The following is a 14,335-nucleotide window of genomic DNA, read 5'->3' as shown; positions in this document are numbered from 1 at the left end:
AAACAATAACAATTGCCGGAGTGGTACTACCAATGTGGGGCATAAATAAATGTCTCAGGCTGGTAGTTCCGCTCCCTTCTTATTTCAAAAAATTTATGAATTGCTCATTTCGCTGTCTTTAATATCAGTTATAAACATATGTCCTGGAGCATGTGTAATCATAATTTCTGGTTTAGCTTGAAGTGCGACAGATTGAGGTGTAACGCCACATCCCCAAAATACAGGGACCTCATTATTTTTAATTGTTACAGGGTCACCAAAGTCTGGGGTGTTGATATCTTGTATCCCAATTTCACTAGGGTTTCCTATGTGAATAGGTGTGCCGTGAACATCTTTAAATTGCGTTGTGATTTCTGTTGATTTAATCGCATCTGCCATTGTCATTGGTCGCATACTCACAGTTATATTACCTTTGAAAACACCGCTTGTTGACGCCGGAATATTTGTAATATACATGGGTACATTATGTTTTTCTTCGATGTGTCTCATTGGAATGCCTGCTTCTATTAAAGCGTGTTCGAACGTAAAGCTACATCCTATTAAGAAACTCACCATATCTTCTGTATATAAGTTCCTAATATCTTGATATGTATCAACTAACACACCATCTTTATACATTCTATATAACCCTACATCAGTTCTAATATCAGCATCTTTACCGTATTTTTTAAATGAAGTTGAACCTTCTTCTGAAACATCTAATAACGGACATGTCTTAGGATTTCTAAAACAAAACTTCAAAAAGTCATAGGCGTACTTTGATGGTAAAATGACGACATTTGCTTGTACATAACCTTTAGCCATCCCACTAGTAGGCATTTCTAATTCACCACGTCTTATTAAACCTCTTATTTCATTCGGTAAAGCATTTTGTAAATCCATCACTAAATCCCCCTTGAATCTTAAATGTCTTGTATATCATATTATAACATTTTCTCTTTATATGATTGAGATGAATGACATATGGTAAAATGTTTGAGGATGAGAAACTAAATTAAAAATAAAAATATAGGGTGCTATTATGTTAAATTTATTTGTATTATTACTAGAAAGAGTAGGGCTCATTATACTTGTCGCTTACATCTTAATGAATACATCATATTTTAAAAATATGATGGGAGAGCGTGAACAATGGTACGTTAAATGGAGACTTATCATAGTATTTTCTTCATTTGCCTTGTTATCTAACTTTACAGGTGTAGCTATTAATAATGGTGAAGTGGTTTCAAGCATGATTTACCTTCATCTAGGACCAGAAGTTTCACTGGCGAATACACGTGTATTAACGATAGGTGTGGCAGGTATGATCGGCGGACCATTCGTCGGTTTATTTGTAGGTGTATTATCAGGTATATTTAGAGTTTACATTGGCGGAGCAGATGCATATACTTATTTAATTTCATCTATAGTTATTGGTTTAGTGGCTGGTTATTTCGGCCAAAGAGCGATGAAATCTAAAGGGTATTTATCTGTGAAACAAAGTGCTTTAATCGGTGCATCTACAGAAGTTATTCAAATGATATGTATTCTTGTGTTTTCCTCACAAAAAGCAGATGCACTAGAGCTTGTTCAATTGATAGCATTACCTATGATCATTATTAATGGACTGGGAACAGCAATATTTATGTCCATTATTGTTTCAACTGTTAAACAAGAAGAGCAAATGAGAGCTATTCAAACGCAAGATGTATTGAAACTCGTCAATCAAACCTTGCCTTACTTTAAAGAGGGGTTAACAGAGTCTTCAGCAAACGAATCTGCTAAAGTGATTAAAGATTTAATGAAAGTTTCAGCTGTAGCTATTACAAATAAAACACATATTTTAGCGCATGTAGGGGTTGCTAGTGATCACCACACTCCAGATAAAACAATCATTACAGATTTGTCTAAAGCCGTAATTGATACCGGTCAACAAAAAGAAGTGTATTCTAGTAAAGAGATAGGGTGCCAACATCCTAACTGTCCACTGGAAGCGGCAATCGTAATACCTCTATATATACAAGGAGATATCGTAGGAACACTTAAACTTTATTTTACTGATTATCATGATTTAACATTCGTTGAGAAACGTTTAGCTGAAGGATTAGCGAAAATATTCTCGAGCCAATTAGAACTTGGTGCTGTTGAAACACAAAGACAGTTACTCCAAGACGCTGAAATCAAGTCTTTACAAGCACAAGTGAATCCACATTTCTTCTTTAATGCTATGAATACAATTTCTGCATTAGTTAGAATTGACCATGAAAAAGCGCGCCAATTATTATTACAAATGAGTCAGTTTTTCCGTTCTAATTTGCAAGGTGCAAGAAATAACACAATTACAATTTCTAAAGAACTTGAACAAGTTAGAGCATATATTGCGTTAGAACAAGCAAGGTATCCAGACCATTTTATTATTGAATGTGATATTCCTGAACAATATGAATCAGCACTTGTACCACCATTTGTAATTCAAATTCTTGTAGAGAATGCAATTAAGCATGCTTTTACAAATAGAAAAGATGACAATCGAATATGGGTAGAAGTCACGAGTGAACAACATAAAATTAAATTATCAGTGAAAGATAATGGTCAAGGCATTCCTGAAGAAAAGTTGGGGACAATCGGTAAAGTAATTGTAGAATCACAGTCGGGAACAGGTAGTGCACTTGAAAATTTAAATAGAAGGCTAATCGGTTTATTTGGTCCAACAGCAGAACTTTGCATTCATACTAGTCATTTAGGCACCGAAGTCCAAACTGAAATACCGTATAAACATATAGAGGAGGATATGTAATGCAAGCATTAATTGTAGATGATGAACCATTAGCACGTAATGAATTAAAATATTTACTTAATCAAATTGGGTCATTTAGTGATATTAAAGAAGCAGAAAATGTTGAAGAAACATTAGAGCATTTATTATCAAATGATTTTGATGTGATATTTTTAGATATTAATTTAATGGAAGAAAGCGGACTAGATTTAGCTAAAAAAATTAATAAAATGAAACATGTTCCACATATTATATTTGCAACAGCCCATGATACTTTTGCTGTACAGGCATTTGAATTAGAAGCTACTGATTATATATTAAAGCCTTTTGAAAAAGCACGTATTGAACAAGCTGTAAATAAATTAACTAGTAGTGAACAACAATCAGTAGTTGAACAATCCAATCATGACGGAACTGAAGTGTTACCTATTGAAATTAATGATCGTATTTACATTTTAAATATAGAAGATATTATAGCGATATCCGTCAATCAAGGTGTTACAACAATTAACACGACAGAAACAAAATATGAAACAAACGAACCACTCAGTTATTATGAAAAGAAACTGAGCCATGCCAAATTTATCCGTATCCACCGTGCTAGTATCATCAATAAAAAGCATATTCAGTCAGTAGAACATTGGTTTAATTCCACATACCAAGTGACGTTAACACATGGTATAAAATTACAAGTAAGCCGATCATATATGAAGTTGTTTAAAGCGGAAATAGGGTTGGTGTAATTTGGACATCAACTTATTGTAACTCACACATTAAATATTGCATCTCGGGATGAAAACGCTTTATTTAATAGTTTTCATATTAAGATAACCTTAAGAGATAAATACAGGAGGTTGTCGTTATGAAACAAGTTAATAACTTCTTTCAACAAGTATTAACGATATCAATCATATTATTGATATCACATATTATAGAAAGCTTTATGCCTATACCAATGCCAGCATCAGTAATCGGGTTAGTATTGATGTTTGTTGCACTTACTACGGGAATTGTGAAATTAGAACAAGTAGAAGCGGTTGGTACAGCGTTAACGAATAATATAGGGTTTTTATTCGTACCAGCAGGTATTTCCGTTATTAATTCACTGGGTGTTTTAAGTTCAAGTCCAATTTTAATTATTTTATTAATAATCATTTCCACGATTTTATTACTTGTTTGTACAGGAATATTTTCACAACTTATTATGAAACCAAGTGAAAAAACTGCTAAACAAACTAAAAATATTAAACGTAAAAGAGTGGCAGGTGATTACGCATGATGGAACATTTAGGCGTAAATACACCATATTTCGGAATAGGTTTATCAGTTGTCGTATTTTTATTAGGAACACTATTATTTAAAAAAACAAATGGATTTTTCCTATTCGCACCTTTATTCTTCAGTATGGTAGTAGGTATTCTATTTTTAAAAGTTACAGGCATACCATACGAAAATTATAAAATCGGGGGAGATATTATTAACTTCTTCCTTGAACCTGCAACAATTTGCTTTGCGATTCCTTTATATAAAAAGCGTGAAGTATTAAAGAAACATTGGCATCATATTATGGGAGGTATAGCAGTAGGTACAGTATCAGCGTTAGTTATCATCTATATTGTTGCGAAAGCTTTCCAATTCGGTGATGATATTATCGCTTCAATGTTACCACAAGCTGCAACAACAGCGATTGCTTTACCAGTATCTGAAGGTATTTCAGGCATTAAAGAATTAACATCACTTGCAGTTATTTTAAATGCAGTTATTATTATGGCATTAGGTAATAAATTGCTGAAACTATTCAACATAACAAATCCAATTGCACGTGGTTTAGCATTAGGAACAAGTGGACATACATTAGGTGTTGCTGCTGCGAAAGAACTAGGAGAAGTAGAAGAATCAATGGCCAGTATTTCTCTCGTATTAGTTGGTGTAGTGGTCGTAGCAGTTGTACCAATATTTGTACTGCTGTTGCTATAAGTTAACAAGTTTGGATTATAAATCCTAACTCAAAATAAATGGGAGAGGGACAGAAATCTCATTTTAATAAATAGATTTCGTAGTCCCACCCCGGCAAGGATGACTAGGGTTGGGAAAAGCTTGATATAAGCGCATTTTCAATCCAGTCAGCTAATGCCATTATAATAAAAGAGGCTGAGACATGTATTTATGTCCCAGCCTTATTTTTTATGAAAGTTAAAGATTTTATCCGTGCATGCTTGCCTGGGGTATGGCTCGAGCCTGTAGTCTCTCGCGCATACTATTTCCTTGGGCGTCAGCACTTCACAAAATTGTTAGTGAATCCAATAAGTAGTACGATTCTTAGTTTATTTGCTCATACAAGAATTATTTTATGTTCTTTCTACTAGTATCCATTTTGAAATGATAAAAGTTACAGGAACAGTTATGACGAGACCTATGAATGGTGCGAATATTTCACTTACATGTAGCCATTGTACAAAAATGTATAACAATAAAGTTTGTAATCCCATATTTACTATTTGAGTTAAAGGGAATTGTAAAAATTTCTTAACTGTTGGCTCAACATGATATACGAAATAACAATTTAAATAAAATGAAATTATAAAGCTTAATATAAATGCTGTAATATGACTCAATAAATAATTGAATTGTAGTATTTTTAATAACAATAAATAAATCCAATAATAGTTAACTGTATTAATGCCGCCAACTATGATAAATCGGACGATCTCGCCGTATTTTTTGTACATAAACAGTTGCTCCTTATATTAACAGAAATTGTTATACGACTAACCCGCGCTTATTACTATATTGTTCATATAATTGCTTCTGTGCTATTTCTTCTAGAATATCAACGACTGTTAATACTTCTTCGTAACTTGTATATAGTGCAATAGGCGCTAGGCGAATGACGTTAGGTTCTCTAAAATCAGGAATCACGCCTTTGTCTTTTAAAGCTAAACTAATACGATAAGCTTCATCATGTACAAGGCATACATGACCGCCACGTAAATAATCTTCTCTTAAATTTCCAACTGCATATCCATATTTAGTTAACTTCTCATCTATTAAATACATAAGATATGAAGTGATATGTAGCGATTTAGTTCGAATAGCATGCATGCCAACTTCATTGAATATTTTCAAAACACCCTCAATAGGTGACATGGAGAATAAGTTTGGTGTACCTATTTGCCAACCTGAAGCATCTTGTTGATGTTCAAATTCATGTTTAAGCTGGAATTGAGTTTCATCTTTATTTCCAAACCAACCTGCAAGACCAGGTATTTTTGAGAAATGCTTTTTATTAATATATAAAGCTGCTGTTGAGCCTGGACCAGCTGATAAGTATTTGTATGTACACCAAACAGCAAAGTCGGCATCTACTCGTGTTAAATCCATATCAAGTGCACCAATTGCATGACATAAATCCCATCCGATAATAATATTACGTTCTTTTGCTGCCATCGTGATTTTTTCCATGTCTAAAACTTGAGCACTACGATAAAGTACAGTAGGTAATAAAATGAGAGCAACATCGTCAGTCATAGCGTCGATTAAAGCATTTTCGTCGATATAAGAACCATCACTGCTTTCCACAACTTTAACTGCGTCTTCAGGATTAAGTCCTTTTAACTTCACTTGGCTATCAACTGCATAACGGTCAGTAGGGAAATTTAAGTCATCTACTAATATTTTATATTTATCTTTAGTTGGTTTATAAAAAGTGCTAATCGCTTGGTGAATATTAGAAGTTGTACTACCAACAATAACAACTTCATTAGCGTCGACACCGATTAAAGGTGCCATATAAGAAGCGATATGTTTAGAATAATGATAGTATTTGCTATCATCTGTATTCCAAATTTTGATACCTTCCTTTTTCCATACTTCTAGAACATTGAGCAAGGCTTCTTCCGCATCTTTAGAAGCTAAACCTAATGAGTTTCCATCCATATAAATTTCGTTAGGTTGTATGTAAAAACGATCGCGTAAGTAATGCAACACATCTGCAGTGTCTAATGCTTTAGCAAATTCCTTAGTTGTATTAAATGATGTATCCATTTCATTCATCCCCTTATATATGATTCATGATACTTTACATCAATTGTATACTTTCATTATAAAACGTACAAAGATAATGACAATATAAATAAAATCTCCCAATCTGAAAGTTAGAAGACTGACGGATAGAGAGATTTTATTTATATTAGAATGTTTCACCTAAAGCTTTAGCACGTTTGATACCATCAGCTTTAATTTCTTCAGCTTTGTTAGGTTCAGCATTATGTCCTTCAACGATTAGGCTATCAACGTCAGTAATACCATAGAAGCCCATCATTTGTTTGATATAACGATCACCCATTTCTAACTCTGCTGCAGGACCTTCTGAATAATATCCTCCACGTGCTTGGATATGTAATGCTTTTTTATCTGGTAATAAACCAACTGGCCCTTCAGCAGTATATTTAAATGTTTTACCTGCTACTGAAACAGAATCTAAATATGCTTTCATTACTGGAGGGAATGAGAAGTTCCAGAATGGTGTTACGAATACATATTTATCTGCATTTACGAACTGGTTACTTAATTCTTCTAGACGTTTAACTTTCCCTTGTTCGCCTTCTGATAAAGCTTCAAATTCTTGACCCGATTGTAGTTTCCCCCAACCAGCAAATACATCCGCATCAATTTGAGGAATATATTCATTATATAAATCAATGTGAGCAACTTCATCATTTGGATTTGATACTTTGTAACTTTCAATAAAAGCTTTAGCTGTAGCCATTGAGAATGACACTGTGTCATCGTGTGGATGAGCTGTTATAAATAATACTTGTGACATATAAAATCTTTCCTTCCCGTAATAAAAATTAAACTAACTATAAATAGTATACTCGAAAAGATTTTTTTAGCAATAGAATTAATTTATGAAAAACAGTGATATTACACTTATTTAAATATTATTTCATGAAAGTTGATTTTAATTACTTATTTATAGGAGGTTAATATGATTCGTCCGATATTATATTAATAAAATTATGTAAAACTTTTGACTTTAGTTATAATTTAATTAACATATGGTATAAATAACACAAAACAAAGGGATGGTAGTAAATGAGAAAAAAATTATACATAATGCGACATGGACAAACGCTTTTTAACGAAAAACATAAAATTCAAGGTGCTAGTGATTCGCCATTAACTGAATTAGGAATAGAACAAGCAACGATGGCGAAAGAGTATTTTGATAAAGAGAACATTCAATTTCAATCGTTATATTCATCTACTCAAGAAAGAGCTTCAGATACACTAGAAATTATTTGTCCAAATAGACCATACACGAGATTGAAAGGTCTTAAAGAATGGAACTTCGGCTTATTCGAAGCGGAAAATGAAATGTTAAACCCACCACATAAAGAAGGAGAAACATCATATGGAGACTTTTTCGTAGCATACGGTGGAGAATCAAGTGTAGATGTACAAAAAAGAATGAGCAAAACATTATTAAACGTTATGAACACTGATGACGCAGAAACAATCCTAGCAGTAAGTCACGGTGGTGCGATGTTTATGTTCATACAAGACTGGTTGCCAATAAAATCAGTACAAAGAATAAAATTTAGTAATTGTTGCATATTAGAGTTTGAATATGAAGACGGACAATTCAAATTTCTAGATGTCATTAATCCAACAGAAAAATAATTCAAGATCAGAGAAAAGGCTGAGACATTTATTTATGTCCCAGCCTTTTTTCATGCAAATATACTTTTATTTTATTGATGGTATATAGAATCTTGAGTTTTCGTAGTGGAATGTGATGTCAGAATAGTCGAATGGTACACCTGTGCTTGTGTAGAATATTTGAGTGTATTCTAATGATGGTTCTCCTTCGCTTAATTCTAATTTTTCTGCTTGGTCTTTAGAGAGTTTGTCTACTTTAAAATAAATATCTGTAAATCCTACTTTTACTTTAAGATTATTTTCGATGTAATGAAAAATAGACCCAGTTGCAATTTCCTCATTCATATATAGCACTACATTTTTATTGAAATATGAAGTTTCTATACAGAATACTTTTCCATCCACGTATCTTATACGTTCTACGTAATATACCGTTTCATTTTCGGGTATTTTTAGCTGATTTTGTATATAAGATTCTGGCTTTACTTCAGTGACTTTTAAGATTTTACTTGTAACATCATGTTCTTTTAAATCATCAGAAAAGCCGTCAGCTGTAAACAGGTTTAAATACCCGTCTCTCTTTGGATTTCTTACATAAATGCCGCTTCCTCTAGCTTGATAAATCATGCCTTCTTTTTCTAGATTTTTCAGTGCATTAATGATTGTACTTTTACTTACATCATATTCTGTTTTTAATATTTCGACGCTCGGTAATTTATCCCCAGCTTCGTAATGTCCATCTTCAATAAGCGATGAGATGCGAGAAGCAATCTGTTCGTATTTAAGCATATTAATCCCCACTTTTATTATATTACCTATAATTATAGCATTTGTATAAGTAAATACACCAACTAAATTTGTATGGTACTTTACAAATTGTACCGGTATAATTATAATGTAAGTGTATACAGAGTTGATTAAAAAATAATCGAGGTGTCAATCATGGCTAATAAAAATGAAAAAATCGCTCAAGAAATCTTAGATGCTATAGGTGGCGAAGGTAATATTGTAAAGAGCACGCACTGTGCCACACGCTTAAGAGTAGTATTGCAACGTTCTGATCCATCGGCTAAAGAAAAAGTTAAAAAAATAGACGGTGTTGTTACTGTTGTTGAAAATAATGGACAGTTTCAAATCGTAATCGGGAATAACGTTGGAGAAGTTTATAAATATTTTGAAGCTTTAACAGGGAAATCAAGTAACGAAGAAAAAGAAACAGAAAATAAGGGTAGTGTTTTAAACAGAGTTATTGCAACGATGTCTGCCGTGTTTGCACCGTTTATTTATATACTCGCAGCAGCAGGTATTCTTCAAGGTTTACTTATTTTAATTAATTTAATTATTCCAGCATTTGAAAAGACTGGAACGTACGAAGTATTTAACTTTATCTCATGGGCACCATTTACGTTCTTGCCTATATTTATTGCCATTACGGCGTCTAAACATTTTAACGTAAATACATATATTGCTGTTGCTTGTTCAGCAGCATTAGTTACACCAGAATTAACAGATATTATTGATAGAATTGGTGACGGAGAAACAGTTAGATTTTTCGGAATGCCTTTGACTGAAACATCATATACGTCATCAGTATTACCACCGTTACTATTAGTATGGATTTTATCTTATTTAGAAAAATACTTAAATAAAGTGATAAATGATGTTATAAAACCATTATTTGTACCATTTTTAGCTATTATCATCATGGTACCTTTAACATTATTAGTAATTGGACCGATTTCAACAGTTGTCGCACATGGAATCGCAAACGGTTATAACTCACTTGTTGAAGTGGCTCCTTGGTTAGCTGGAGCTATTATCGGTGGTGTATGGCAAGTCTTTGTAATTTTCGGTGTGCATTGGGGTATTACACCGGTTGTTCTTGCTAACTTTGAACAATACGGTAGTGATTCATTCCAAGCGTATCAAACTATAGCTGTAATTGCTCAAGTAGGTGCTGTAGTTGGCGTCCTTATTAAAGCGAAGAGCCAAGAAATTAAACGAATATCCTCTTCGGCTGGTATTACAGGTATATTCGGTATTACAGAACCATCTATTTACGGTGTGAACTTAAGATTTAAGAAACCATTTATTATCGCTTGTATTAGTGGTGCAGTAGGTGCATTTGTAGCTAGTTTCTTTAATCCTAAATATTATGCTTATGCAGGGTTACCAGGACCGATAACTATTGTGAATGGTTACAACGCGGATAATGCTGGTTCCATTTGGGGTATCTTAATTGGTTCAGCTATAGCAGTTATATTACCAATTATCTTGATACAAGTATTTGGATATGGAGAAGATACAACTGAGCAAGTTGAAGATGCTGATGTTAATAATTCAAATAAAGTAGCTAATAATGAACAGTTAGAGGTTTCACTGTCTGCGCCAGTTTCAGGAAAGCTTGTTAAATTAGTAGATGTGCCAGATCCAGTATTTTCAGGTGGTATGATGGGATATGGTGTCGCAATAGAACCATCACATTCTACAATTAATAGTCCTGTAGAAGGTAAAGTCACTATGATTGCACCTACAAAACATGCGATTGGTATTGATACTTTAGACGGTGCAGAGATATTAATTCATATCGGTTTAGAAACAGTTGAATTGAAAGGTGAAGGCTTTGAAGTACAAGTCTCAGAAGGAGATTCAATAAAAATAGGAACACCACTAGTAAAATTTGATAAAGAAGCAATAGTAGAGAAAGGCTATAACACAATTACACCTGTGATTGTAACGAATAGTGCAGAATTTAGTGAAATTATGCCTGTCGATGCTACAGATGTAGAAGAAGGGCAAACAATTTTAAATATTATTAAAAAATAAAGGAGAAATTCATTATGGCTAAATTAGATAAAAACTTTTTATGGGGCGGCGCGTTAGCTGCAAACCAATTTGAAGGTGGGTATGATCAAGGCGGTAAAGGTTTGAGTGTACATGATGTCATGACAGCGGGTGAACACGGTAAAGCAAGAGAAATTACTGAAATAATTGAAGATGATAAATTTTATCCAAACCATGATGGTATAGATTTTTACAATAGATATAAAGAAGATATCGCTTTATTCGGTGAAATGGGATTAAAATGTTTACGTACATCAATAGCATGGACGAGAATTTTTCCAAATGGTGATGAAGCAGAACCAAATGAAGAAGGCTTACAGTTCTATGATAATATCATCGATGAATTGTTAAAATACAATATTGAACCAGTATTAACATTGTCACACTTTGAAATGCCTTTACATTTAGCGCGCGAATACGGAGGTTTCAGAAACCGTAAAGTTGTAGATTACTTTGTCCGTTTTGCTGAAACAGTGTTTAACCGTTACAAAGATAAAGTGAAATATTGGATGACATTCAACGAGATTAATAACCAAATGGATACTAGTAATCCAATATTCTTATGGACGAACTCTGGTGTAACATTAGCAGAAGATGAAGATCCAGAAGAAGTATTATACCAAGTTGCACATAATGAATTAATAGCAAGTGCTTTAGCAGTATCAAAAGGTAAAGAAATCAACCCAGACTTTATAATTGGTAACATGATTTCACACGTTCCAATTTACCCATATTCATGTAACCCGAACGATATTATGGAAGCTGAAATCGCAAATCGATTAAGATTCTTCTTCCCAGATGTGCAAGTAAGAGGTTATTACCCAGGTTATGCTTTGAAAATGTTCGAGAAAAATGGTTACGACATTAAGTGGCAAGAAGGCGACGACGAAATCTTGAAAAATGGTACTGTAGAATACATCGCATTTAGTTACTATATGTCTACAGTTGTAAAACACGATGAAGTAACAAGTGTTGAAGATAATGTGGTTAATGGCGGACTACCAAATTCAGTGAAAAACCCATATATTAAAGAAAGTCAATGGGGTTGGGCTATCGACCCAGTTGGTTTAAGATACACATTAAACGTGTTATATAACCGCTATCAATTACCATTATTTATTGTTGAAAATGGCTTTGGAACAACTGATGAATTTAAAGAAGATGGAACGATTGATGATCAAGAACGTATCGACTACTTAAGAGAGCATATCAAAGCTTCTATACAAGCAGTAGATGAAGATGGCGTAGACTTAATGGGTTATACACCTTGGGGTATTATCGATATCGTATCATTCACAACTGGAGAAATGAAAAAACGTTACGGTCTAATTCATGTTGATCGTGATAACGAAGGTAACGGTACATTAAAACGTACTAAGAAAAATTCATTCTACTGGTTTAACAATGTGATTAAGACAAACGGTGAAGAACTATAATTAAAACGTGTAAATTAAATATGAAGTTAAAGAAGAGCTAGGGGTATCTCCTAGCTCTTCTTTGGTATGGAACATTAAAAAGCAAGTGTTAATTCTGTTATTGGATTAATTAAGTCGAAAATCCAAATAGACCTCATTTTGTTGGATTAATTAAGCCAAAAATCCAATAAGAGTCCCTTTTGTTGGATTAATTAAGTCGAAAATCCAGTAAGAGTCCCTTTTGTTGGATTAATTAAGGCGAAAATCCAAGTAGACCTCGTTTTGTTGGATTAATTAATCCGAAAATCCAAATAGAGTCCATTTTGTTGGATTAATTAGGACGGAAATCCAATAAAATCCGTTTTGTTGGATTAATTAGGACGAAAATCCAATAAGGTCCCTTTTGTTGGATTAAGCAGGGCATAAATCCAATTAATGTGTTTCACCTAATGCTATTTTGATATCTTCGTCATTTTCATTAATAGCACTGATAGCGGCTTCTAACCCTTTCGCAATATTTTCGATGGACATTGATAGTTGTTCTGGTTTGTTGACGACTTGCTCTGGTGTGTATGGTACATGGATAAATCCGAATTTTAAATCTTTGTAGTATTTATCTGCTATATAGCCTAATTGGTACAAAATATGGTTACATACAAATGTACCTGCTGTATTAGACAACCTTGAAGGGATACCACTATTTCTAATAGCGATGGTCATTCGTTTTACGGGTAGTGTTGAAAAGTAAGCAGTTTGTCCGTCTGTTTGTATAGGTTCATCGATAGGTTGATTGCCTTCGTTATCTGGAATTCTAGCATCGTCTAAATTGATACCAACTCGTTCTGGTGTTAATTCAAATCTTCCGCCTGCTTGTCCAACTGCTAATACAGCATCAAAATGATCTTGTTTTAATTGCTCTAATATTATTGATTTTGATTTATGGAATACTGTTGGTATTTCTAGTTTTATAATTTCATTGCCATTAATTTTTGTAGGTAATAAATTGACGGCTTCTAATGCTGGATTAATATTTTCGCCACCAAATGGATCAAATGCTGTGATTAAAATTTTCATGATTATTCGCCTCTTTATAAATCGATATTTTATTTCATTATAGATGGACTCTTGTTAATTTCAAAACGACATTCATTTTAATATGCTCAAAAGGTTGAATTATTAAACAGTATTAATTCATAATTAAGCTATAGAAGTTAAATGTTATTTTAGAATAATGTTTTAAATAAAGGAGTACTTAATATGACAGAAAGAAAATTAGTCGCTGAAAAATCAATCGATGTAAACGTCTATGATATCGACGCTATGGGTATTGTGAGCAATATAGTATATATAAAATGGTTTGAAGATTTACGTAATGCATTTATTGATCAATATATGACGATTTCAGAGATGATGAAATCTGATATCTCGCCTATACTTATGCATACAGAAGCGGATTACAAAGCGCCGTTAACGATTCATGATAAACCAGTAGGTCGTTGTTGGTTAGTAAAAGTTAGCAAAATGAAATGGGAATTAGAATTTGAAATTGCTACTTCTGAACAAGTGCATTGTACTGGTTATCAAAAAGGTGGTTTCTATAATGTTGTTACCGAGAAAGTTGTGAAATCGCCAGAAATCTTTTTAAATATCTAAGTGA

14 protein-coding genes are annotated in these 14,335 nt (G+C 33.2%); 8 read left to right on the top strand and 6 right to left on the bottom strand.

Features of this window, described 5'->3' with window-relative positions; all coding sequences use genetic code 11:
- Window positions 1-93 precede the first annotated feature (93 nt).
- On the bottom strand, window positions 94-882 hold the full coding sequence (locus LQ688_RS05200; RefSeq protein WP_239724067.1) for a putative hydro-lyase: 789 nt from the start codon (window positions 880-882) through the stop codon (window positions 94-96).
- A gap of 139 nt (window positions 883-1,021) precedes the next feature.
- On the opposite strand from LQ688_RS05200, the gene LQ688_RS05195 reads away from it, so the two are divergent.
- The 4 genes from LQ688_RS05195 (at window position 1,022) to lrgB (ending at window position 4,732) form a co-directional block, all read left to right on the top strand.
- Window positions 1,022-2,776 (top strand): sensor histidine kinase, encoded by a 1,755-nt coding sequence (locus LQ688_RS05195; protein WP_239724069.1) that lies wholly within the window; start codon window positions 1,022-1,024, stop codon window positions 2,774-2,776.
- Window positions 2,776-3,498 carry a response regulator transcription factor LytR gene (locus tag LQ688_RS05190; RefSeq protein ID WP_239724071.1) on the top strand — a complete coding sequence of 241 codons (723 nt, stop codon included), beginning with the start codon at window positions 2,776-2,778 and terminating at the stop codon, window positions 3,496-3,498. The genes LQ688_RS05195 and LQ688_RS05190 overlap by 1 nt, the downstream gene beginning before the upstream one ends.
- A 119-nt stretch (window positions 3,499-3,617) precedes the next feature.
- On the top strand, window positions 3,618-4,034 hold the full coding sequence (gene lrgA, locus LQ688_RS05185) for an antiholin-like murein hydrolase modulator LrgA (RefSeq protein ID WP_017001192.1): 417 nt from the start codon (window positions 3,618-3,620) through the stop codon (window positions 4,032-4,034).
- A complete protein-coding gene (gene lrgB / locus LQ688_RS05180) occupies window positions 4,031-4,732 on the top strand; it encodes an antiholin-like protein LrgB (RefSeq protein WP_017001191.1) in 702 nt (233 codons plus the stop codon). The genes lrgA and lrgB overlap by 4 nt, the downstream gene beginning before the upstream one ends.
- 371 nt (window positions 4,733-5,103) lie before the next feature.
- Here the strand turns inward: lrgB and LQ688_RS05175 are convergent, their stop codons facing one another.
- From LQ688_RS05175 to LQ688_RS05165, 3 genes are all read right to left on the bottom strand, one after another.
- Window positions 5,104-5,484, bottom strand: coding sequence for a GtrA family protein (locus LQ688_RS05175; RefSeq protein WP_016999547.1), 381 nt, complete (start codon window positions 5,482-5,484; stop codon window positions 5,104-5,106).
- Between the two features lie 31 nt (window positions 5,485-5,515).
- Window positions 5,516-6,799, bottom strand: a complete 1,284-nt coding sequence (gene kynU, locus LQ688_RS05170; protein WP_239724073.1) for a kynureninase — start codon at window positions 6,797-6,799, stop codon at window positions 5,516-5,518.
- Window positions 6,800-6,944: 145 nt separating this feature from the next.
- A complete protein-coding gene (locus tag LQ688_RS05165) occupies window positions 6,945-7,580 on the bottom strand; it encodes an FMN-dependent NADH-azoreductase (protein ID WP_239724074.1) in 636 nt (211 codons plus the stop codon).
- 272 nt (window positions 7,581-7,852) lie between these two features.
- Between LQ688_RS05165 and LQ688_RS05160 the strand changes: the two genes are divergently transcribed.
- Window positions 7,853-8,440 carry a histidine phosphatase family protein gene (locus tag LQ688_RS05160; RefSeq protein ID WP_064211609.1) on the top strand — a complete coding sequence of 196 codons (588 nt, stop codon included), beginning with the start codon at window positions 7,853-7,855 and terminating at the stop codon, window positions 8,438-8,440.
- A gap of 66 nt (window positions 8,441-8,506) precedes the next feature.
- Here the strand turns inward: LQ688_RS05160 and LQ688_RS05155 are convergent, their stop codons facing one another.
- Window positions 8,507-9,208, bottom strand: coding sequence for a GntR family transcriptional regulator (locus tag LQ688_RS05155; RefSeq protein WP_064204645.1), 702 nt, complete (start codon window positions 9,206-9,208; stop codon window positions 8,507-8,509).
- Window positions 9,209-9,361: 153 nt separating this feature from the next.
- On the opposite strand from LQ688_RS05155, the gene LQ688_RS05150 reads away from it, so the two are divergent.
- Both LQ688_RS05150 and LQ688_RS05145 read left to right on the top strand, forming a co-directional pair.
- Window positions 9,362-11,245, top strand: a complete 1,884-nt coding sequence (locus LQ688_RS05150) for a beta-glucoside-specific PTS transporter subunit IIABC (RefSeq protein ID WP_239752661.1) — start codon at window positions 9,362-9,364, stop codon at window positions 11,243-11,245.
- A 14-nt stretch (window positions 11,246-11,259) separates the two neighbouring features.
- Window positions 11,260-12,699, top strand: a complete 1,440-nt coding sequence (locus tag LQ688_RS05145) for a 6-phospho-beta-glucosidase (protein WP_239724078.1) — start codon at window positions 11,260-11,262, stop codon at window positions 12,697-12,699.
- Window positions 12,700-13,110: 411 nt separating this feature from the next.
- On the opposite strand, the gene pcp is transcribed toward LQ688_RS05145, so the two are convergent.
- Entirely contained in the window at window positions 13,111-13,752 is a 642-nt protein-coding gene (gene pcp, locus LQ688_RS05140; RefSeq protein ID WP_239724081.1) for a pyroglutamyl-peptidase I, read from the bottom strand.
- Between the two features lie 183 nt (window positions 13,753-13,935).
- On the opposite strand from pcp, the gene LQ688_RS05135 reads away from it, so the two are divergent.
- Entirely contained in the window at window positions 13,936-14,331 is a 396-nt protein-coding gene (locus tag LQ688_RS05135; RefSeq protein ID WP_016999539.1) for an acyl-CoA thioesterase, read from the top strand.
- Window positions 14,332-14,335 lie beyond the last annotated feature (4 nt).

Origin of the sequence: Mammaliicoccus sp. J-M40, from assembly GCF_022386395.1 — a bacterium.
In the GTDB taxonomy this organism is placed as follows: Bacteria; Bacillota; Bacilli; order Staphylococcales; family Staphylococcaceae; genus Mammaliicoccus; species Mammaliicoccus lentus.
Note: the sequence above shows the minus strand (reverse complement) of the source record. Positions and strands in the feature narration are given on the sequence as shown.

Bases quoted from the DNA above. Each gene is read 5' to 3' on its own strand.
- LQ688_RS05200 (WP_239724067.1), bottom strand. From the start codon at position 882: ATGGATTTACAAAATGCTTTACCGAATGAAATAAGAGGTTTAATAAGA.
- LQ688_RS05195 (WP_239724069.1), top strand. From the start codon at position 1,022: ATGTTAAATTTATTTGTATTATTACTAGAAAGAGTAGGGCTCATTATA.
- LQ688_RS05190 (WP_239724071.1), top strand. From the start codon at position 2,776: ATGCAAGCATTAATTGTAGATGATGAACCATTAGCACGTAATGAATTA.
- lrgA (WP_017001192.1), top strand. From the start codon at position 3,618: ATGAAACAAGTTAATAACTTCTTTCAACAAGTATTAACGATATCAATC.
- lrgB (WP_017001191.1), top strand. From the start codon at position 4,031: ATGATGGAACATTTAGGCGTAAATACACCATATTTCGGAATAGGTTTA.
- LQ688_RS05175 (WP_016999547.1), bottom strand. From the start codon at position 5,484: ATGTACAAAAAATACGGCGAGATCGTCCGATTTATCATAGTTGGCGGC.
- kynU (WP_239724073.1), bottom strand. From the start codon at position 6,799: ATGGATACATCATTTAATACAACTAAGGAATTTGCTAAAGCATTAGAC.
- LQ688_RS05165 (WP_239724074.1), bottom strand. From the start codon at position 7,580: ATGTCACAAGTATTATTTATAACAGCTCATCCACACGATGACACAGTG.
- LQ688_RS05160 (WP_064211609.1), top strand. From the start codon at position 7,853: ATGAGAAAAAAATTATACATAATGCGACATGGACAAACGCTTTTTAAC.
- LQ688_RS05155 (WP_064204645.1), bottom strand. From the start codon at position 9,208: ATGCTTAAATACGAACAGATTGCTTCTCGCATCTCATCGCTTATTGAA.
- LQ688_RS05150 (WP_239752661.1), top strand. From the start codon at position 9,362: ATGGCTAATAAAAATGAAAAAATCGCTCAAGAAATCTTAGATGCTATA.
- LQ688_RS05145 (WP_239724078.1), top strand. From the start codon at position 11,260: ATGGCTAAATTAGATAAAAACTTTTTATGGGGCGGCGCGTTAGCTGCA.
- pcp (WP_239724081.1), bottom strand. From the start codon at position 13,752: ATGAAAATTTTAATCACAGCATTTGATCCATTTGGTGGCGAAAATATT.
- LQ688_RS05135 (WP_016999539.1), top strand. From the start codon at position 13,936: ATGACAGAAAGAAAATTAGTCGCTGAAAAATCAATCGATGTAAACGTC.